General features: G+C 50.2%; 18 protein-coding genes. 1 reads left to right on the forward strand and 17 read right to left on the reverse strand.

The annotated features are described in order from the left end of the window. Positions 1-7 precede the first annotated feature (7 nt). The 14 genes from ACJ8W9_RS07540 to ACJ8W9_RS07605 all read right to left on the reverse strand — a co-directional run bounded on the left by ACJ8W9_RS07540 (position 8) and on the right by ACJ8W9_RS07605 (position 14,580). Positions 8-523, reverse strand: a complete 516-nt coding sequence (locus tag ACJ8W9_RS07540; RefSeq protein ID WP_411360776.1) for a Tfp pilus assembly protein FimT/FimU — start codon at positions 521-523, stop codon at positions 8-10. A 16-nt stretch (positions 524-539) separates the two neighbouring features. Next, positions 540-1,136 carry a prepilin-type N-terminal cleavage/methylation domain-containing protein gene (locus tag ACJ8W9_RS07545; protein ID WP_034731228.1) on the reverse strand — a complete coding sequence of 199 codons (597 nt, stop codon included), beginning with the start codon at positions 1,134-1,136 and terminating at the stop codon, positions 540-542. A 46-nt stretch (positions 1,137-1,182) separates the two neighbouring features. Then, positions 1,183-2,400: a type II secretion system F family protein gene (locus ACJ8W9_RS07550; protein ID WP_411359246.1), complete on the reverse strand. Its 1,218-nt coding sequence runs from the start codon at positions 2,398-2,400 to the stop codon at positions 1,183-1,185. After that, entirely contained in the window at positions 2,393-4,159 is a 1,767-nt protein-coding gene (locus ACJ8W9_RS07555) for a GspE/PulE family protein (protein WP_411359247.1), read from the reverse strand. The genes ACJ8W9_RS07550 and ACJ8W9_RS07555 overlap by 8 nt, the downstream gene beginning before the upstream one ends. A gap of 2 nt (positions 4,160-4,161) precedes the next feature. Then, on the reverse strand, positions 4,162-5,232 hold the full coding sequence (locus ACJ8W9_RS07560; protein WP_411360777.1) for a tetratricopeptide repeat protein: 1,071 nt from the start codon (positions 5,230-5,232) through the stop codon (positions 4,162-4,164). Continuing rightward, on the reverse strand, positions 5,229-6,143 hold the full coding sequence (locus tag ACJ8W9_RS07565) for an ExeA family protein (RefSeq protein ID WP_411359249.1): 915 nt from the start codon (positions 6,141-6,143) through the stop codon (positions 5,229-5,231). The genes ACJ8W9_RS07560 and ACJ8W9_RS07565 overlap by 4 nt, the downstream gene beginning before the upstream one ends. A gap of 8 nt (positions 6,144-6,151) precedes the next feature. Continuing rightward, positions 6,152-7,804: a pilus (MSHA type) biogenesis protein MshL gene (mshL, locus tag ACJ8W9_RS07570; protein WP_411359250.1), complete on the reverse strand. Its 1,653-nt coding sequence runs from the start codon at positions 7,802-7,804 to the stop codon at positions 6,152-6,154. Then, entirely contained in the window at positions 7,804-8,172 is a 369-nt protein-coding gene (locus tag ACJ8W9_RS07575; RefSeq protein WP_411359251.1) for a hypothetical protein, read from the reverse strand. Before ACJ8W9_RS07575 ends, mshL begins: the two co-directional genes overlap by 1 nt. Further along, the gene (locus ACJ8W9_RS07580; protein WP_411359252.1) at positions 8,159-8,800 is read right to left on the reverse strand and encodes a hypothetical protein; all 642 of its coding nucleotides are present in this window, start codon (positions 8,798-8,800) and stop codon (positions 8,159-8,161) included. The genes ACJ8W9_RS07575 and ACJ8W9_RS07580 overlap by 14 nt, the downstream gene beginning before the upstream one ends. After that, positions 8,797-9,420, reverse strand: coding sequence for a hypothetical protein (locus ACJ8W9_RS07585; protein ID WP_411360778.1), 624 nt, complete (start codon positions 9,418-9,420; stop codon positions 8,797-8,799). Before ACJ8W9_RS07585 ends, ACJ8W9_RS07580 begins: the two co-directional genes overlap by 4 nt. After that, positions 9,417-10,355, reverse strand: coding sequence for a hypothetical protein (locus tag ACJ8W9_RS07590; protein WP_411360779.1), 939 nt, complete (start codon positions 10,353-10,355; stop codon positions 9,417-9,419). The genes ACJ8W9_RS07585 and ACJ8W9_RS07590 overlap by 4 nt, the downstream gene beginning before the upstream one ends. Positions 10,356-10,479: 124 nt before the next feature. Then, the gene (gene pyrC / locus ACJ8W9_RS07595; protein ID WP_411360780.1) at positions 10,480-11,517 is read right to left on the reverse strand and encodes a dihydroorotase; all 1,038 of its coding nucleotides are present in this window, start codon (positions 11,515-11,517) and stop codon (positions 10,480-10,482) included. Positions 11,518-11,569: 52 nt separating this feature from the next. After that, positions 11,570-13,909: a diguanylate cyclase gene (locus tag ACJ8W9_RS07600; RefSeq protein WP_411360781.1), complete on the reverse strand. Its 2,340-nt coding sequence runs from the start codon at positions 13,907-13,909 to the stop codon at positions 11,570-11,572. A gap of 92 nt (positions 13,910-14,001) precedes the next feature. Continuing rightward, a complete protein-coding gene (locus tag ACJ8W9_RS07605; protein WP_034731201.1) occupies positions 14,002-14,580 on the reverse strand; it encodes a thymidine kinase in 579 nt (192 codons plus the stop codon). A gap of 107 nt (positions 14,581-14,687) precedes the next feature. On the opposite strand from ACJ8W9_RS07605, the gene ACJ8W9_RS07610 reads away from it, so the two are divergent. After that, positions 14,688-15,920 (forward strand): adenosine deaminase family protein, encoded by a 1,233-nt coding sequence (locus ACJ8W9_RS07610; RefSeq protein WP_411360782.1) that lies wholly within the window; start codon positions 14,688-14,690, stop codon positions 15,918-15,920. Between the two features lie 56 nt (positions 15,921-15,976). On the opposite strand, the gene ACJ8W9_RS07615 is transcribed toward ACJ8W9_RS07610, so the two are convergent. From ACJ8W9_RS07615 to ACJ8W9_RS07625, 3 genes are all read right to left on the reverse strand, one after another. After that, positions 15,977-16,672 (reverse strand): hypothetical protein, encoded by a 696-nt coding sequence (locus ACJ8W9_RS07615; protein ID WP_411359259.1) that lies wholly within the window; start codon positions 16,670-16,672, stop codon positions 15,977-15,979. Positions 16,673-16,891: 219 nt separating this feature from the next. Beyond that, a complete protein-coding gene (locus tag ACJ8W9_RS07620; protein ID WP_411360783.1) occupies positions 16,892-19,327 on the reverse strand; it encodes a putative bifunctional diguanylate cyclase/phosphodiesterase in 2,436 nt (811 codons plus the stop codon). Continuing rightward, positions 19,324-20,253 carry a hypothetical protein gene (locus ACJ8W9_RS07625; RefSeq protein ID WP_411359261.1) on the reverse strand — a complete coding sequence of 310 codons (930 nt, stop codon included), beginning with the start codon at positions 20,251-20,253 and terminating at the stop codon, positions 19,324-19,326. The genes ACJ8W9_RS07620 and ACJ8W9_RS07625 overlap by 4 nt, the downstream gene beginning before the upstream one ends.

Below are 20,253 nucleotides of genomic sequence, written 5' to 3' on the forward strand. Positions count from 1 at the left end.
TATAAAACTAGCAACCACTCACAGTTACCGTTGGCGTTGGCTTGCCGGTGTCGTCTGCGTTGTCAGTATAGGTAATGTAGCAGTTTGTTGCAGCTATAACTGCAGCACTTACCGTACCATCTATTAGACTTACAAAGGTGCCGACATAGGTACCATTCGATGGCGAACCACCGGTGTAAACACCGGCCGTTTGCTCAGCGAATACGAAGTCTGATGAGGCACCGGCCGCCGCTTGTACTGCGCTTGCTTTGGGATAGCCGTTGGCTAACGCAATGCTTGTGCCGTCTGCGGCGGTAATGGTCGCTTCACCAGATAACTTGTTTTCGATGGCTGCTTTCGCATAGCCGAGCTCGACGGCTGACTTCATGCTCGCTTGCAAGCCACGTAGTGCGCTCTCGCGCGCATCACTCGAGAAATTAATAAACTGCGGTGCAGCAGTCACTGCCAGTATACCAAGCACCACAATAACAATAATGAGCTCGATCAAAGTAAAGCCGTTTTGGCGTGCTTTAACGATTGACATTTTGCTCTTCCTTTTCTTAGTTGTTGCTGAAAATGCTCACGCCGCCAGTACGCGGGTTATAAACAAATACGTTGCCAACGCTCAAATAATCATTACCTGTTGGCGCTGACGCTAAATTCTGAATCGTATTGGCGAGAAAATAGACACAAATATCATTGGTACCATTGTTTTCGCGGGCGACATAATAGCGGTTTTCGCCGAGTAAGCCAAAATTACTGGTGGCAGTTGGCGCGCCTTGTAAGATTGCTTGCATGATGGTGCGGCAATCTTCGCTACTCATGTTTTGATCGTGTGCTTCACTGTTGTTGTTGCCACTGACTGGGTAGCCGGTGTTCCCGTCCACATTCACGGGTACACCGTCCATCACTACCACGGCTCCTGAGCCATCGGTGTTGCCCTGCGGTCGACCGCGTAATTCCCATTCTGCACGTACTAGACTAACCGCACTGGCAAAACCACCTGCTACGCCCTCTACGGCTGCATCTTCGGCGTCTGCACTGACGCGAGTAAAGCGCGGCAGCGCTGATGCTGCCAACAGCCCCAGAATGACAATCACAATAATCAGTTCAATTAGGGTAAAACCGCGCTGCTGCTTGGTTTGTTGGGCATTCATAATGTTGTTCCTCATCGTCAGCAGTGTCTGTATAGCCAGTTTGTTGTTAGCGACCTTTGTAAGCATCCATCATATCCCACATCGGTGTAAATATGCCGAGTGCCATAATGGCCACCATTACCGCAACGATTACCAACATGATCGGCTCGATACGGGCTGTTAAACTTTTCAGATCATAATCTACTTCGCGTTCATAATAGTCCGCAACTTCATTCAATAGTTCGTCTACTCGGCCAGTCTCTTCGCCAACACTGATCATTTGCATAACCAGCGGGGTGAACAGCTTAGTACTCTGCGCGGCGCGGGTGATACCCTCACCGCGCTCGATGGTGCGGCGCATATCTTCGATGCGCTCGGCCATCCAATAGTTGTCAACCGCATCGGCGACTAAATGCAATGACTGAGTCAAGGGTACGCCAGCGCGCAACATCACCGCAAAGCTGCGCGAAAAGCGCGATAGCAAACTGCGTTTCACTAAATCACCAAAGACCGGCATGCGCGTTTTCCAACGATCCCATATCAGTCGGCCGTCATTACTCGTGGTAAAGCGTTTAAATCCAATCCACGCCAATACCATAAAAATAATGATCGCGGGCCACCAAGTGACGAAAAAGTCAGAGGTACCAATCAAGATCCGGGTGGGTAATGGCAACTCGGCGCCAAACTGCTCAAACATTCTCGCAAAAGTTGGAATCACCCAAATATTCAAAATAAACATTGCGATAACCAACGCACTGATAATAAACATTGGGTAACGCAATGCAGACTTAACTTGTTTGCGAGTATCCTGCTCTTTGCTTAAATACTCGGATAATTGCTCAAATGCCTCTTCCAACTGACCGGTGTTTTCACCGACATGTACTACGGCAATCAGTAACCGCGGAAACACTTTAGGGTGTCCGGCCATGGCCGCCGATAATTCACGGCCCCGTTCTAATTGCTCGCCCACATCTTTCAGTACTGCCCGCATACGTTTTTTCGGACTATTATCGGCTAGCCCGTCGATGGCGCGCAAAATTGGAATACCGGCTTTGGTCAACGAGTACATCTGCCGCGTAAAGACAATCAGGTCGTCTAGATTAATGCTTTCTTCGAATAGCGAAAAACCCGCATTTGCCGACTTTTCTTGGCGTAACACAATCGTTAAGGGTGTCACCCCTCGACGAATCAAGGTGTCCGCTGCAGCTCGCTCGGAGTTAGCTTCCAAGGCACCTGTTACCAGCTCGCCGCTCGCATCGCGACCGCGATAGTCAAACTCAGCCATGTTCACCCTCGGCGGTAATATCTAATTCGATATCCGTTGGGTCGTCCTCTTCTTCGATGGTTTCGGCTAAGAACAATACTTCATCGACCGTAGTGACACCCTGTAAGGCATAGTCCAATGCCGACTGTGCCAGTGGTCGGTAATGCGGAGATTGCTTGGCAGCGGCCGCAAACTCTCGCATGTTTGCATCGCGCATCGCATTCACCATGGCATCGTTCATTTCGAGCAATTCAAATACCCCGATACGACCGCGATAGCCAGTATCGTTACAATTACGGCAACCTCGACCTTTGACAAAGCCCGCACCATCTTCCGGTAAATCTGGACGCATGCGTCGTAACAATGCTAAATCCGCGGCCTCTATGTGCGCCTGCTCTTTACAGTTCTCACAAACTTTACGAATCAAACGTTGTGCCAGTACCCCTTTCATCGCCGCACCGACCAAATAAGGTGCTGCGCCCATATCAATTAAGCGTAAAGCGCTGGTGATCGAATCGTTGGTATGCAACGTGGTCAGCACTAAGTGACCAGTGATGGCGCCACGCAAACCGATTTCGACGGTTTCACCGTCGCGCATCTCACCCACCATAATAATGTCGGGGTCTTGGCGCAAAGTGGTACGTAGGACCCGCGAAAAGCTCAAGCCAATTTTGCTGTTCACCTGCACTTGCGAAATACGCGGCAGACGGTATTCTACCGGGTCTTCCACTGTGATAATTTTCTTCTCTGAACGATTAAGTTCATTCAGTACACCATAAAGCGTCGTAGTTTTACCTGAGCCGGTCGGTCCAGTGACAATCAACATTCCGTAGGGCTTATTAATGATGCCACGGATGCGTTTCAGTAATGTGTCCGGAATACCTGTTTGCTCGAGTTGCAAAATACCGGCGGACTGATCAAGCAAACGCATAACGCAGGACTCACCATATTGCACGGGCATGGTCGACATCCGCACATCAATCGCGTGGTCGCGCACTTTAATATGGAAACGACCGTCTTGTGGCAGCCGTTTTTCAGAAATATCCAGGCCTGCCATTAGCTTCAGACGCAACACCAGAGCGCTGGCAATATTGGTTTCTTTCAGCACGTTTTCTTGCAGGACGCCATCCACCCGCATTCGAATGCGTAACGCATGATCATCGGGCTCAAGGTGGATATCCGACGCGCGCACTTGCACGGCATCGGCAAATATCGACTGCAATAGTTTGGCAACGGTGGCATCGTCGCTTTCGTCTTCAATCGACAAAGCCGCCAAATCGACTGCTTCGTCTTTCTGGTACTCAGTTTGTAACTGGCTGGCAAACTGAGCAATGTCTTTGGTGCGTCGATATAGATTATCGAAAGCGTCCAACAGTTGCTGGTCAGGTGCGACAGCTAAACGGACTTCGCGCGGTTGCAAAAACTGACTGATGGCATCCACTGCGGCAAGGTCGGCAGGATCGCTCATCGCTACCAATGCGGAGCTTTCATCAGCTTCGATGACCAAGGCACGATGACGGCGTGCTTGAACTTCTGGCAGCAAGTTGGCGACATCACTGGTAATTTTGCGTTCGGCCAAATCGATAAGGGGAAGACTCAATTGCCGCGCGAGAAATTCGAGAAGCTCTTGTTCGGAAATGAAACCGAGATCGACCAGCGTCACCCCAAGTTTCCGGCCACTAGTGCGCTGCTCGTCTAGCGCTTGTTTTAACTGCTGTTCAGTAATGATGCTCTCTTGTACGAGCAAATCACCCAAACGCATTTTTAACCGTGGGCGCATTATTACTGACCTCCCAAAACTTGTAACCGCTGTGCCGCATAGCGACGTCCATCTGCATTCAAATCATCACTGGCCAGCGCTTGCTGATAGGCACTCAGCGCCTGTTCAGGCTGTTCAGCGTCTTCATAAGCGACTGCAGCCGCTAACCACCAACGCGCTGACTCGTCACGCTCAGCCAGCCACTGATAATCTTGTGCGGCAGCGCTAAATTGCTGTTGTTCATTGGCAGCAGCGGCGCGTAATTGCATCAGCTCGCCACTCTCTGCAGCTTGTAAAGGCATCTGCTCGAGCGCGCTCAGTAAGCTACCGTAGGCACCACCATTAAATAGAATACGCGCGTAGAGCAGTAACCAACGCGATTGCTGGGGACGCAATTGCAGCCCTTGCTCAAGTACCGCGAGGGCATCACTAACCCGTCCGCGACCATACCAATAGGCAGCTAGCTCGCTACGCGCATCAATGTGTTCCGGCGCCAGCGCGATGACTTGCTCGAATAAACTTCCGGCGCGCTCTCGCTCACCCGCTTGCATCGCTTCGCGCGCTTGCTTTAATTTTACTTCCGCTAATTCCGCAGGGCTCAGTCGCACTTGTTCAACTTGCATGGTGCCTTTGGGTTCTTCGGTTGCCGCCGGCGGCGCTGGCTCAGCGACTGCTACTTCGGACTCCGTTGGTGTTTTCGACTCTGGAGTTGGCGTTGGCGTTGGCTCTGGCTCTGGTTCAGCCACTGGTGTTGCTTCAAGCTCAGGTTCGATGGGAGTTTGAAGCTCAACCATTTCGAGGCTCGTTGTAGCCACCGGCTCCGGATCTGCTACCGGCGCTGGTTCGGATTCAGGCAGGGTAGTCGTCATCACTGACTCTGACTGTTGCTCAACCGCGCCAGGCTCAGCCACAGGCTGGCGCTGTTGTAAAATAAGCACTACCGCGACCACCGCTATCGCCGCGATTACAAATGCACCTAATAGCCACGCCCACGGAAACGGAGTCGGTGCTGCAGCTGCTGGAGCGCCAGCAGCTTTGTGTTCAGTTTTCTGGCGCTGGTCGAGGTCGCGCAGCATGCGGTTAATCACACTCATGACCAATACTCCGTTAGCCAACCGGCCTGCCAACTCCAGACTACCGCGATAGCGAGACCTGCAATACTCACTAGGCTCCACCACCAATGGGATTTGCCAAGGCTGACATCTTCGGTGTCAGCCACCGCGAGCCGCACGTGCTTAGGTTTCACTTGGTAGACCCCCTCGCCGTAACAAAGTAACAGCACCTTATGGCACAAAACATTGACCAAACGCGGCACACCGCGACTTGCTTGGTGTAATAACTTGACCACGCGCGCCGAGAACAAAGCAGGCCCTTGGTAACCGGCAACATGCAAGCGATGCGAAATATAGCGCGCTAATTCGGTCATCGACATCGCCTGTAAGTTGTAACTAAAGGTGATGCGCTGGCGTAATTGGCGATGTTCTCGGGTGGCCAAGCGTTCATCGAGCTCTGGCTGACCAAATAATACGATATGCAGCAACTTCCGTGATTCAGTTTCTAAGTTTGAGACCAGTCGCAATGCCTCCAAGGTATGGCTCGGTAGCGCTTGCGCTTCGTCAACGACGATGACCGCCAGCTTACCTTCGCGGCTGATCTCTACCAACCGCTCCTGGATGGCTTGGGTCAGTAATTGCTCACTGCGCACTTGTGGCATCTTTACTTGCAACTCACGGGCAATATGAGCCCGCATTTCGCTGGGAGTCAGGTAAGGATTTGGAATGTAGGCAGTAACATAGTGATCGGGCAGCTCGTTTAACAACTTGCGGCACAACAGCGTTTTACCGGTGCCAACTTCACCTACCACTTTGATAAAGCCCTCACCCGCCTCAAGGGCCGTGACTAATACCTCAAACGCGTTACGGTGACTCTCCAAGTCGCAGTAAAAACTGGTATTGGGAGTCAACGTAAAAGGTAACTCTATGAGTCCAAAATGCGTTTGATACATAAGCGTAATTAGTCGTTATACCAGCCACGCAACAGCTCACTCGAGCGTTGCAACTCTTGCTGCCAAGTGTCGACACCAACGACAACTGGGCGGATCAGAATCACCAACTCTTTTTTCTGTTCACTGCGGCGCTGATTTTTAAATAAATTCCCCACTACTGGGATATCACCGAGTAACGGCGCTTTGGATTCGCTATCGGTGTAGCTGGTTTGCATCAAGCCACCTAACACCACGATTTCACCGTTGCGGGCGCGGACAATAGTGTCACTTTCGCGAATATTGCTCTGCGCTAGCGGTAAAATGAACGATTCCTGGTTTAAGGTAATGGTCTTATTCTGTTCCGAGGTTTCAACAACCGACGGATGCACGTGTAAGATGACCTCGCCGTTATCACTGATTTGCGGGGTGATATCTAAAGAAATCCCCGAGAAAAACGGTGTTAATTCGATGTTTGGGGTCGAGGTCGTTGCCGTTCCAGTCACTGTCGTGGTCGAGACATCGGTCACGAAATACTCATCTTCACCAATTTTTATCACGGCTTTTTGATTATTCGCAGCGCTCACCCGCGGATTTGACAAGACCTGCACATTGCCTTGATTCTGCAATAGATTCAGCACGCCACTGAAGTCGCCGACGTCAAGTGATACGCCAAAGACGCCGTTTTCATTGTCAACGGAGCCACCAGAGAAGCCTATGCTGCCACTGGCGTTACCCAGCTTAAACAAATCACCCCAGTTGATGCCTTGCTGATAACTGTCATTAAGTGCAACTTCAACAATTCGCGCTTCCAAAATGACCTGACGTTGTAGGCGCTCTTGCGCAGACGCAAGGAATTCGCGCGCAGCACGTAATTCACTTGGCAATGCCGTAATGGAAATAAGTCCCGCTTGCGGTGAAACCACGACTCGACGCCCATCACCACTGCCAACCACGCCTTCGATGGTCTCTTTCAGGTCGCCCCAAAGGTCGGTTTGCGATTGCGTGGAAATAGACGAGCCATTGGTTTGCATACCATTATTAATACCACCCAAGCCGCTCTGACTTAAGTTGCCTTGATTACTGACCCCACCTTGATTGCCTAACAAGGCGTTGTTGTAGTTACTAGCACCGCCACCGTAGAGATTATTTTGCTCATCGTTCTCTTTGACGCCGCCCGAGCTTACGCTGGTTTGCGATAAGCCCATGCGCTGCAGTGCTAAATAATCCAATGCTATCGTTTCAGTACGCAATCCAGAAGGAAATACCCGAATCATCCGACGGTCACGTTGTACGTCGTAGCCGTAAATGTCACTAATGACTTCTAGCGTCTCAGCTAAGGTGACATCTTTTAAGCTAACTGTAATGGCACCAGCAACATCTGGGTGAACCACAATGTTGTAGGGCGTATCAGCCGCTAACCCAGCAAAAAAGTCACGGGCATCAATGCCATTGGCATTCACTGAAAATCGTGGCTCCGCCAGCAACTGCTCACTTACTTCACCACTGGTGGCTAAATCAGGGCGCAGGGTCGCGCGTACCGATTCAGGTAGCGGTGGACGCTCGGTCGTGGATGATGTCTTCGGCACTTCTAGTGCCGCTTGTGCCTCGACCGGTTGCCGATCCGGTTGCTGAGCACATGCAGCCAACAACAAAGTCGAAACAAAAATAAATCCTGTGCGCATTAGTTCTGTCCCCCTGATCCCGTGGACGACTCGCTTTCCAGCGGTCGCTCACTAAACATGACGAGTTGCATTTCACCACCGGTGGTGGTGTGCCGGACTGTCACTTGATCCATGGTTATCTTTAGAATTGTAAAGGGCGGCAAACTGTCGCCGGCCCGCACTCGCGATCCGTTGATCGTCGCTACGTTACCCTGTGCAGTTGACTGAATTGATTGTAAGCGTAAGTTGGTCGCAGCTTCAGCATTACTCGTCGCAGCTGGACGGTATTCCGGTGGTGCCGTTGGGTCTTTTAATTGTTGCGCGCTACTTACTGTCGCTACCGCAAGCAAACCAATCGTAACGCCAATCTGCCAGCTAACTTGCAACATAGTCACGCTCCAAACTTAGGGTGTAAATCTCGAGCAGCACCTCTGCTTGCGGATAATCGGTCACTTGATAATCCATGCGTTGCCAGTAAAACGACCAGGGTAATTGCTCAAGTTGCTGGAAGTACTCGAAAACTTGCTGGTAATTTCCGCTTACGACTAACTGCAAACGGTGCTTGTAAATAGCGCCTTCAGTGGCTTCGCCGTCACCATAAACACGTTCAGCTGGGAGTGCTTGCGCCGACTTCACACTTAGGTCACGGGCGCTGCCTAATAAAGCTTGCAACAATCGACGATTGTCGGCCGCACTAACGTAATTAGTTTCATTTTGTAAGCGCTGATTCACCTGCTGTAGCTGACTTTCTAAATCAGCCAGTTTGCGCCGCAGTGGTGCTTTGGGGTCACCTGACAGGCGTATTTCCACCGCCTCTAATTGCTGTTCGAGCAAACTTAGACGTTGCTGTTGCTGTTGTACTTTGACTTGTTCGGTCTGAAAACTTTGCCATTGGGGTAATAACATCACATAAAGCCCCAAATAGCAGACGAAAACCACACTCAGTACGAGCCAAAACTTGCGCCGATTCAGCGGTAACTCAACAAATTTCTGTTGCATTTGCTGCCACTGGGTCATGGGTTGCTCCCTCCCGCAGTGCTGGTCATGGTTCGGCTGTCTTGGGTATGTCCGACGACGAAGCGCAGTCCCTGCTCACCCTCATCACGCAGTTCAAACACGCCAAACGGTCGCTGTTGCAGACTTGTGTAACCACTGAAACTTGCCAACCAACTCGGCAATTGCTGCGGTTGTAGCGTGTGCCCTTCAAGGCTGAGCGCATTGTCGTTGACGTAGATACGTTGCAACCAAATCGCATCCTGATCGGCTGCGGCAAGATCGACTAACAGCTGCGAGTAATTTTGCTGATTCTGCTGGGTGAACTGCTGCATTTGCGCAAGTAAACGCTGTCTGAGTACAAATACTTGCTGGGTTTCCGCTAATGCGTCATTGAGCTCGGGATCATTCAGCGCATTATCGAGTTCGCTCTGCCGTTGCTGGAGCTGAGCTTCTACTGCAGTGGTGGTGTTGCCGAGTTCGACACTAGTGCTTTGCTGCTGGCTCACGACTATTTGCACCACTATCCAAGCGACGATAAATACCACCAATAAACTCACGTTAATAGCCAACAACCGGCGTAACGTAAGCCATTCACGGCTGGGCCGAAGTTCTGCAGTATATAAATTGGCGATGCGTTTCATGAGGAGGTCTCCTGCGCATCATTTTGCTGTGCTAAGAGTGCGCCACCAAGTGCTGGAAAATCGCTGTAATCTCCATTAGCCAGCTCTTGCGCCCAACTCGGATAGGTTGCCCAAGCAATTTCGAAACCTAAATCTTCATGCAGACGTTCCAGTACTTCCTGTTGCTTTGGCAACGGCAACGCGAGATAGACGCTCGCAATAGGACGCTGCCGTAATTGCCGCTCGAAGTAGTCGGCTGAGCGTTGAATTTCAACGCTTAATGGCTGTAAACCACCCATGCGAATTTCTTCGATACTTAACTCACTGAGTTTTTCGAGAGAGCGTACGGCGCGGTTGACCTGCAATTCACCATTGTTATACACCTGCACTAATGCTGCTTGTTGGGGCTGTTGATAAACCAGTGCGGCGGGTTCATTCAGATTTTCTAAAACGGTGGCAAGCGCCTGCTCTTCGGCAAAGACGCCCTGGAGTTGGTCACTTAACTCGTGTGCTACTTGCAACAAGGGCTCAAGTTGCTTGCGACTGGTCGCAATAGCGTGGATTTTATGCTGCCCCTGAACTTGCGTCGGCAACTCATAATAGTCGCTGATGCAGTCCTCGGTATCAAAAGTAACTAGATCACTAAGTTGATAGCGCAGGCTTGCGCTCAGTTCCGCGTCACTTAATTGCGGACGATCGAGGGTGACGCTTTGATACAGCCCGGCGCCGAGCACCAGCGCCAGACGTGGATGATGACGGCAGTACTTTTGATAGTCATGACTCAGTTTGCGCATGGCAGCAACAATATCATCGCCGCTTACCACACATTCATCAGATACCACCAAGCTCGGTTGAGAACTGGCGTTCTCTACCACAACGATATTGACCTTAGTGCGGCGAATGCCGAACACCACGGTATAAGGACTGTTTGCACGCGCACGAAAAAGATTTAACAAATCACTGTCCCTGCTTCGTTATAATTTTTATTAGGTACTGGACGCTTTTCTTAACGCAAGTTTGACACTTTTCGCCGGAAAAACAAGCACTGCAAAAACGCGTGTTCATATGTGTTAATTTTGTTCAGTTGCTAGTCAGTTGCCAGTTTAACTTCAGGCCTGCCCAATACGGAACCATGGGGCCGACTGCGGTATCGACCAGCGCAGGAACTTGCCACTCGGCGCGCTGCAATGTCACTTGCTCTGTCGCGCGCGGATACCCATAAAAGTCTGCGCCAAAATTACTGGCGAAATCAGCCAACTTATCAAGTGCCTGCATCTGCTCAAAGAACTCTGCGTACAGTTGCAATGCAGCCGGCGCCGAATAACAACCGGCGCAACCACAGGCAGCTTCTTTTTTGTCCTGTGCATGTGGCGCCGAGTCTGTGCCTAAAAAGAATTTAGGATTGCCCGACACTGCAGCTTGGCGTAAAGCCAGTTGGTGTTCACGTCGCTTCAAGATTGGCAAACAATAGTTGTGCGGACGTAGACCGCCCACCAGCAAATCATTACGGTTCATCAACAAGTGCTGTGGTGTAATGGTGGCAGCAACGTTGTCGCCCATGCTTTCGACAAAATCGACTGCATCGGCAGTGGTAATATGTTCAAGAATGAGTTTTAACTGCGGATGGCGCGCCATTAATGGGCGTAGCTTAGTGTCAATAAACACTTTTTCGCGGTCAAAAATATCGATTTCTGCCGCTGTTACCTCGCCATGGACTAACAGCGGTACCTGCAACTCCGCCATTTTCGCAAATACTGCATCGAGTGCTTCAATATCGGTCACGCCGGCGTCGGAATTGGTGGTCGCGCCGGATGGGTAGAGTTTGAAACCGATAACCTCGGGATTTTCGGCCGCTGCAACTACCGTTTCAATTGCTGTATTTTGCGTCAGATACAGTGCCATCAACGGACGAAAATCACTGGTTGCCGGTACTTGCTTAAGAATCCGCTCACGATAAGCCATCGCCTGATCCACTGTGGTCACTGGTGGTACCAGATTCGGCATGATGACAGCACGTCCGAACACGCTCGCAGTCGCTGGCACAGTCGTTGCTAACAAATCGCCATCGCGTAGGTGAAGATGCCAGTCATCAGGGCGTGGAATCGTGAGTTCTTGCATTACGGCCTCGTATTCATCTGCAGAGTATGAAGTGTCTGCATATTATACAGAATTAGTTCGATTCAGGAACTACAACGGTTTGATTACGCCCGCTTTCTTTCGCTTGATAAAGAGCTTCATCGGCGCGCGCCATCCAATCATCTAATTTAGCGTCTGTGCTGCGCAATTGGGTAACTCCCGCACTAAAGGATATCGCGATTTGCTTATCATCATGAGTAACTGGAGTCGCAGCAACATGTTCGCGCAAGCGTTCGATAGCTTTGCTAGCTTCGATCACATCACTATAAGGCAAGAGTACGGCAAATTCTTCGCCACCCAGCCGCCCGATCAAATCAAGATCACGCAATTGTGCTTTGCAGCGTTTGGCAAATTCGCGCAGCACCTCATCACCTGCCGCATGGCCATAGGTATCATTGACCGATTTGAAGTGGTCTAGATCGATAACAGCGACACTCATTGTCACTTGATAACGCATAAACTCTTCATAACGCTCTTCCATCGCGTGCCAAAATACTCGCCGATTAGCGACCCCAGTTAACTCATCCACACTCGCCATACGCCGCAGCTCTTCCAGCGCATATTGACGCTCCTCATCAAGCCGGCGCATGTGCATCAAAGTTCCCAAGGTATCGAGCATCGGTCGCAACAAATTTAAGTGCCAACGCAGGTAACCTTCTGAGCTATTGCCCAGCACCAGTAGCCCCACAACGTCGTGTTTAAAATAGAGCGGCAAGACCAGTGCGTTGCGCAGTTCCGGAATCGTTACCGGGGAAAAACTCATCTCTAAGCGTGAAACTGGCAGATGACAAAACTCGGGTTCACCGCGCAACAACACATTTCGAACCACATCGCCACTTACCACAACTTCTAACCCTTGCTGAATTAGTTTGTGATATTCACTATTAGCATTGCCTTCACCTAGTAGCTCGAGTCCATGAATTTGCAGCATATCGCGCCGACGCGACTGTGGAGGTAGTTCACCGACCAAACCGAAAGCACTAGCGGTCATCTGCATAAGCTTCGGTAACGCGTAGTCGGTCACATCACTAAAGTTTTTCGCCAGCATGAATTCATGCTGTACATGCGAGACCAGTTCTAGAACCGCGGTTTGCTGCGCCAAGAAAGCTTCATTTTCAACTTGCCCAGAAATGTCATGATGAATCCCACTCATCCGCAACGGTTTGCCGTCATGATCGCGCTCGACGAGTCGCCCAACACTATGAATCCAGACATAGTGACCGTCGTCATGGCGTAATCGAAAACGTACATCAAAGCGCTCCGTATCACCATGCAGGTGCGCTTTTAACTGCGTCCGCAACGCGTTTATGTCATCAGGGTGGAGTAAGGACTGCCAATCGATTTCACCTTCTTTTTGAGCGTCATAGCCCAACAGCAGCGACCAAGCATGACTTACCATTAATTTATCTTCGGGAATGAACCACGACCAAGTAAAAAACTCTCCTGCGGCAAGCGCAAGCTCGAAGTTTTTGTTGCTTTCACGTAGTTCTAGTTCGAGGTTTTTGCCCTTGCTGTCATCCAGCAAATAGCCACGGACCCGAATGACGTTGCCTTGTTTATCATGGTCTGCGCGGGCGAAATGATGAACCCAACGCACCCCCTGTGCTTTGGCTTCAGGAAGCAGAACACGGTAATCCATCTCTAAATAGGCTTGTTCGCCGTCGATCAAGCGTTGCATTCGCGCAAGTAACTCTTCACGATCATCTGGATGTACGATGCTTTCGTAATTGACCTCATCACGCAGTAAATACGCAGATTTATAACCCAACACTCGGAGTGCGTTATCAGCAACGTAAGTCAGCTGCACTTTAGGTTCGATGCGCCACACCACCGCACAGACGGGCCCTTGCGCTAGCACGTCGCGCTCCGCGCGGTAATTATCGAGCTCATAATGATCGGTGAGGGTTGTCGAGACCCAATCAGCTAAAAGTTCCAGAACGCGCTTGGTGCCACTTGGAAAGTGATTAGTTTTCGACGAGATTACACAAAGCGTACCTAGGTGATACTCATCGTAAAGCGTCAAGGGTGCACCGACGTAGGAGCGAATACCGTTTGCTGCCGTAACTAAAGGGTTATCAACAAAGCGCGGGTCTTGCGTTGCGTCATCAACCAGTAACGTTTCACCAGAAGCTACGACATGTGTACAAAAAGAGATATTGCGCGGTGTTTCCGGCTCGGCAAAACCAACTTTAGATTTAAACCATTGTCGGTGCTCGTCGACCAAGCTAATCAGGGCGATGTCGGCAGCAAAAAGCTCCTTCACCAACTGCGTGATACGATCTAATAATTCATCATTACCACTGTCGAGCAGATCGAGCTCGTGCAACAGGTGCAGACGTTCAGTTTCATTATCGGGTAACGGCACTGAGCCCATGGTAACTCCAGCTTAAAGTTGACACTTTCAGCATAGCAGAGAAGTCGCGCTTGCAAGTGCGACAATTGGTTAAATTTTAAATAAAAATTTGCTTATAGACCGAGTTTTTCTTTCCAGTGCCTACGGCAACAGGAAATGTAACGGTCATTGCCACCTATAGCTATTTGTTCGCCGACTTTAACCGCTTCACCATTTTCGTCAATGCGCAGGTTCATCGTAGCTTTGCGCCCGCAGTGGCAGATGGTCTTCATTTCACTCACCTTATCGGCGACGGCCAACAACACTGCGCTACCTGGGAAGGCTTGGCCGAAGGCATCGGTACGAATGCCATAACACATCACCGGAATATCTACTCGATCAACGACATCGGTCAACTGCCACACTTGCGGTTCAGTCAAGAACTGTGCCTCGTCAATCAACACACAATCAATCGGTTGTTGTTGGTGGCGTGCTTTAATCAGTGCCGATAAGTCTGTGCTTGAGGTAAATGCCAACGCGCCTCTATCGATACCGAGTCGCGACGCTATTTTGCCTTTGCCTGCCCGATCATCAATCGCTGGAGTGAGGAGTAAGACGCGTTGATCGCGCTCTTCGTAGTTGTGCGCAACCTGCAACAACGACGTGCTCTTGCCCGCGTTCATCGCTGAATAAGTAAAATAAAGTGAAGCCATGGTTATCAATATCGAATGATGGGTACTGCCAGTTTTATACTGACTTTAAGCGCTGAATGCAAAGGCGTTTGTTGCTATAATTGCGCAAATTCACTGAAGGAGTCGATATGTCACAGCGTTATTCAACTGATTTTCTTAAAGCGATGCCCAAAGCTGACTTGCACTTACACTTAGATGGCAGTTTGCGGCCCGCTGGACTTATCGAGATGGCAAAACGCAGTGGTGTCGAGCTGCCTTCTTACACGGTCGAAGGTTTGTACGAACAGGTTTTTAAAGAAAGCTACAACGACCTCGGTGAATACCTAAATGGTTTCCAGTACACCTGCGCCGTGCTACGTGACATGGAAAACCTCGAACAAGCCGCGTACGAATTGGCCATGGATAACTTAGCTGAAGGCGTCATCTATATTGAAGTGCGCTTTGCGCCGCAGTTGATGATGGACCCTAGCCGCGGTATTGATTTTGACCGTGTGATGCATACCGTCAACGATGGCCTCAAACGTGCGCAAGAGGAATATAATCAGCAAGCAGCGGTGCGCGATGGCAGCAAACCTCCGTTTCACTACGGCATCATCAATTGTGCGATGCGTATGTTCGGTAAAAAAGGATTTTCACCTTACTACACCCAGTTGTTCCAGACGCTGCGTGATCATGAACCCAAACAGGTTATCAAAATTGCCGCCATGGAAATGATTCGCGCCAGCATTCGCTTGCGCGATGAAGAAGGCCTACCGATTGTAGGCTTGGATATTGCGGGGCAAGAAATGGGCTACCCGGCACATGACTTTAAAGAAGTCTACGAATACGCGCACCAGAACTTCTTGCTGAAAACTGTGCATGCTGGTGAAGCGTACGGTGCCGAGAGCATTTTTGAAGCGCTCACGCAGTGCTATGCCGATCGCTTAGGGCATGGTTATTCATTGTTTTCACCCGACATGATTCAAGATGAGAGCATCGAAGACAAAAGCGGTTACGCCAGTAAGTTGGCCTCGTTTATTGCTGATCGTCGCATCGCGATCGAAGTCTGCATCACCAGCAATTTGCAAACCAATCCGGCGATTGGCGATGTTCGCAACCATAACTTTAAACACATGTACGCGAATCGTCTCGCCACCGTGATTTGTACCGATAACCGCTTGGTCTCGCGGACCACGGTGACAAACGAATACGAACTTGCGCTGCAAACGGCAGATATCCCATTAAAACGTTTGAAAGATATCGTCGCCTATGGCTTTAAGAAGAACTTCTTCCCGGGCGACTATCTGGCAAAACGAGCCTATGCCAAGCAAGCGTTGCAGTATTTCGATACGCTTGCAGCGCAATATCAAATTACTGAGTAGTCATTCCGCAGACAAGTCCAGACGGGTTATCGGTCTGGACTTGTTTGTACTGCCTGCTAACACTTGTCTTTGAGCATTCCGATAAAAAGTTCCCGGTGAACCATGCCTCTTAACAAGCGAATACGGTGTTCTTGTGGCTGACCCTCAGCGTCTTCAGCTGTTACCACAAGTAGATCGCCCTGCGGATCAAAACTAAGCACACTGACCCAACTGCGCTTTTGCCCGACTGATAAGAGCCGATCAAAGGGAATGATCACCTTGCCGGTTTGCACCCCGTCAAGCTCTATAGTCTCTTCTCTGAATTCTGCAGAATTAAACAGCGCAGGGATCAACGTAGCATAGAAGGAAAAAGCAACAATAACGATCGGTATTAGCAAAAGTAGGAGTGGTGATGGCTCCTGCGAAGACAGCAGTATGAACAAAAAAACCGGCACGGCTAGGCCACATACTATCAGAGCTTCCATAAGCCGCTTGCGTCTAGCGTCCGGCGTCAGCGAGACGAACTTTGTCGAAACGTATTTTATTTTTGCTGACTCTTGCAGTACGAATTTTCTAGATACCTGAGAAACGAAAAATACCAGCGCCAGGATTGCCAACAGGAGACCTGTACTGGGTATGTTCGCATAAGGCGCGTCGTCGGAAGGTCCTTTTATCAGCGGTGGTAAGACAACAGCGCACGCCATCACCAACACAGCACCCACAATTGTCCTATGCATAATTTTCTTAAAAGTAGAACTATTTAGACTAAGCATAAAAAGTATTTCCTTTAGATTGGAAAACAAACAACGTAAGAAGTAGGGTCCGTAAATGGGCTACTAGTGGTTGCTGTAGTACAACGGTAAAGCAATGCATTAAGTATACAAAATGCACAAAAAAAACAATTATTTTCAATTTTTTTTACAACTGAAGGGAGGATTTTGGCAGTAATAGAGTGTCTGATGTACGTCAGCCTAGTCGGTATTTTTGCAACGCTACCGCGGTTGCTGTTGCGTAAGGAAATTCTCTGCCGGTTCTGGCTTGCCGAACAAATAACCTTGCAACACGATATTTTTTTCATGGCTGGCAAGGTATTGCGCTTGCACTTCGGTCTCAACTCCCTCGGCGACTATGCGTAGCTTGAGATTTTGCGCAATCGCAATCACTGAGTCGATAATCGCCTGTTGCTCACTCATACCGATCTCATTGACGAACGTTCGGTCGATTTTTAATTCTTGAATCGGTAATTTTTGTAAATAGGATAAGGATGAATACCCCGTACCAAAATCATCGATGGAAAACTGCACGCCCGTTTCACGCAGCGCACGCATTTTTTCGATGATGTCAGTCATATCCTCAACAAAGAGGTTTTCGGTCATTTCGAGGATGAGCCGCTGAGGATCAGCGCCACTAGCTTGTAATTCTTGCTCAATACAATAAACAAAATCGAATTTGCGGAACTGGCGCGGACTTATATTGATTGCCAAGGTAAGCGGCGCCGGTAGTTGCTTAAGCAGCTTTAACGCCTCACGCAGAATCCATTTACCCAAATCAACAATCAAGTCAGTCTGTTCTGCGGTTGGAATAAACTCTGCTGGTGAAATCATGCCGCGCTCTGGATGCTGCCAACGAATTAAAACTTCAGCACCAATTGCCTGGCCATGCACATTGACTTGTGGTTGTAGGAATAGCTTTAACCCATCCGCTTCGATTGCGTGGCGCAGTTCGCGTTCGATGTCGTAACGACGCTTCAATTGCTGGCTGTAAGAAGTGTCATAAACGGCGGTTTGGTTACCACCAGCCGCTTTAGCCGTGTGCACGGCGGTCTCAGCGTGGCGGATAACCGAATCCGCCGACTCTGCTTTATTATTGTAGATTACGATGCCAGCACTGGCAGTTACCGAAACGCGTTCGCCATGCACCGTAATTGGCTGCGCGACTTCCGACAGCACCAACTTCACGAACGTCTGCACGTCTTGCAACAGTGCATCGGCACTAAGGTCTCGCGCTGGCAGCATCATGGCAAATAAGTCACCACCTAAGTTCGCTAGGAATGCGCGCGGTTCGTCATGTAGTAATCCGCGAAAACGCTTGGCGATTTCGCAGAGAATTTCATCACCAAAGTGGAAGCCTCGTACATCATTAATGCGCTGCAGGCCATCAAGGTCAAACAGCACGGCAGCAGCATTATGACCAGGCTCTTGTTGTTTCAGCGATTCAGTCAGGAAATTAACACAACTGACGCGATTCGGAAGGTCAGTGAGCGTATCAAAATAAGCTAAGTGCTCAATGCGCGCTTCCGCTTCGATGCGCTCGGTGATATTCAATTTACTGCCCAAATAATGGGTGATAACCCCTTGTTCGTTGCGCAAGGGTGAAATCGTCGCCCACTCGCGGAATTCTTCACCGCCTTTGGTCAAGTTGTAGAGCTCGCCTTGCCAAGTACGCCCGGCGACGAGTGAGTCCCACATCTCTTGGTAGGTTTCTGCAGGGGTTCGTCCGGAGCCTAAAATACGCGGGTTACGTCCAATGACCTCTTCCTTGGCATAGCCAGAGATGCGTTCAAAAGCCGGGTTAACGTATTCAATCGCCCCGCTCAAATCGGTAATAACAATACTATCGTTGGCCTGTTCCACTGCGGCTGAGAGCTTCGCTAGTTTCTGCTCGCGCTCACTGCGATCGCGAACGGCAAGACGGAGCTGTCGCGCGAGGAAGCCAAACTCGTTCGGCATGCTGTAGGGCAGTTTGCCAGTAATGGGTTGTCCTGCGCCATATTGACGGACCGCAGTGACTAATTGCTCAGCTGGCCGAGCAGCGAACTTTTGCAACGCTAACCATAAACCTATCCCTACGGCACCCAACAAGGCGATAAAAATGACCAATGGCCACAAAGGTAAGGATTCGATGTTATACCAACCGTGGCTATGGCGATACTCGACAATTAATAGGTTACGTGCAATTTCTTGCGTGACGCTGCGCCCCCGCAGTATTGGCGCAATCGCAACGAAGTGGTCATGCTCGGGGTGATATTCAATCAGGGTTTCGCCGCTTTTTGTAACGTCAGCTAATAGTTGTTTGTCCAAGTCTTGATAGAAGCGTTCAAGCTTACCATTAATGACGTTGGGCTCGTAACGCCAAACATAATCCCCCTCACTATCGACAATCAAGGCGTTATCGACGCGCGGGTGCACATGCATTTCGCTCAACAGCTCTGGTACCGCAGAGATTCGGTCCGAAGTATACATCCGGTTAAATGCACCTTGCTCGACGGACAGGCTACTGGCTAGGTCGAGATACGCCGAGCGCATCGCGTTTTCTTGCTGGGCGCTCAACAAGAAGTAGGTCAGTCCAGCAAAGATAGCAAACACCGCAAATAACATAGGTAAGGTTAGCTGAGTGCTGAGTCGCTGATGCCACGGCAGGTATCTCATTGCCGCGCCCCGCAAATGCTAAGTGGCTCGACGTGATCATGCACATTGTTGGCGATTAAATAGTTAATCGTTGCCGGCATCGCCGTCGTGATGAGCTGTTCGAGAGCTTCAGCTTGACGCTCAGCTGGCACAAACTCGACCGCCGCAAGCGTACTTGATAAATCATCTGCAGGAAGATCGCTGAGCTGACGTAATGCCGACCAGAAGGTTTCTTCACGCTCTTGTATCCGCACAAAAATGCGCGGCCATACTTGCTCACGAAGCGCAATAATCTGCCTTGGAGCTGCTGCAAACACCTCTTTGCGCACAATCAAAACATCGAGCACATCGACATCTTCTGAGCGTGAGTCAAACAGTACCCGTCCGTTCAGCTGCTTTAAGCGGGTAATGAAGGGCTCGTAGCTAATAATGACATCGACTGATTCATTCTTCATTGCTGCCAAATGTTGGGTTGGCAGCAATACGCGAGGTTGCAGGTCAACGGCGTTAAGCTGCGCGGCGCTCTGCCAACGCTCTAACATGTAGCGCGCAATGGTACTGTCCTCGAGCCCGACTCGGATAGGCATGCCAGATTCAGGCTGCCAGTCAGGCCGGGCAACGACTGCATCAGCGCCATTTGATCGATCGATCACCATGGCAACACAATAATCACCGCCGGAGAGCGTGTTTGCAGTCAAGGCGTTGTCAAGGGTAACAAACGCGCCGCTGATGCCCCCGTTACCCAGCATGCGCATGACGCTAATGTCAGAAACCAGCATTACGGTACGAATACCTGCTGGCATCTGCTCTGGACTAACTGCTTCGAACGCATAAAAAGGGGTGGCACCGAGCCATGAGTTTCCGGCTATCACAATATCATCCTTTGGCGGAGCGCATGCCACCAGCGCGAGCGCCGCCAAACTACTGAGGATGATTTTAGCTAGCAA

The organism is Pseudidiomarina salilacus (assembly GCF_047323925.1).
Lineage (GTDB): Bacteria > Pseudomonadota > Gammaproteobacteria > Enterobacterales > Alteromonadaceae > Pseudidiomarina > Pseudidiomarina salilacus.

Excerpts from the sequence above, each read along its gene's own strand:
- ACJ8W9_RS07540 (WP_411360776.1), bottom strand. The coding sequence starts at position 523 with ATGTCAATCGTTAAAGCACGCCAAAACGGCTTTACTTTGATCGAGCTC.
- ACJ8W9_RS07545 (WP_034731228.1), bottom strand. The coding sequence starts at position 1,136 with ATGAATGCCCAACAAACCAAGCAGCAGCGCGGTTTTACCCTAATTGAA.
- ACJ8W9_RS07550 (WP_411359246.1), bottom strand. The coding sequence starts at position 2,400 with ATGGCTGAGTTTGACTATCGCGGTCGCGATGCGAGCGGCGAGCTGGTA.
- ACJ8W9_RS07555 (WP_411359247.1), bottom strand. The coding sequence starts at position 4,159 with ATGCGCCCACGGTTAAAAATGCGTTTGGGTGATTTGCTCGTACAAGAG.
- ACJ8W9_RS07560 (WP_411360777.1), bottom strand. The coding sequence starts at position 5,232 with ATGAGTGTGATTAACCGCATGCTGCGCGACCTCGACCAGCGCCAGAAA.
- ACJ8W9_RS07565 (WP_411359249.1), bottom strand. The coding sequence starts at position 6,143 with ATGTATCAAACGCATTTTGGACTCATAGAGTTACCTTTTACGTTGACT.
- mshL (WP_411359250.1), bottom strand. The coding sequence starts at position 7,804 with ATGCGCACAGGATTTATTTTTGTTTCGACTTTGTTGTTGGCTGCATGT.
- ACJ8W9_RS07575 (WP_411359251.1), bottom strand. The coding sequence starts at position 8,172 with ATGTTGCAAGTTAGCTGGCAGATTGGCGTTACGATTGGTTTGCTTGCG.
- ACJ8W9_RS07580 (WP_411359252.1), bottom strand. The coding sequence starts at position 8,800 with ATGACCCAGTGGCAGCAAATGCAACAGAAATTTGTTGAGTTACCGCTG.
- ACJ8W9_RS07585 (WP_411360778.1), bottom strand. The coding sequence starts at position 9,420 with ATGAAACGCATCGCCAATTTATATACTGCAGAACTTCGGCCCAGCCGT.
- pyrC (WP_411360780.1), bottom strand. The coding sequence starts at position 11,517 with ATGCAAGAACTCACGATTCCACGCCCTGATGACTGGCATCTTCACCTA.
- ACJ8W9_RS07600 (WP_411360781.1), bottom strand. The coding sequence starts at position 13,909 with ATGGGCTCAGTGCCGTTACCCGATAATGAAACTGAACGTCTGCACCTG.
- ACJ8W9_RS07605 (WP_034731201.1), bottom strand. The coding sequence starts at position 14,580 with ATGGCTTCACTTTATTTTACTTATTCAGCGATGAACGCGGGCAAGAGC.
- ACJ8W9_RS07610 (WP_411360782.1), top strand. The coding sequence starts at position 14,688 with ATGTCACAGCGTTATTCAACTGATTTTCTTAAAGCGATGCCCAAAGCT.
- ACJ8W9_RS07615 (WP_411359259.1), bottom strand. The coding sequence starts at position 16,672 with ATGCTTAGTCTAAATAGTTCTACTTTTAAGAAAATTATGCATAGGACA.
- ACJ8W9_RS07620 (WP_411360783.1), bottom strand. The coding sequence starts at position 19,327 with ATGAGATACCTGCCGTGGCATCAGCGACTCAGCACTCAGCTAACCTTA.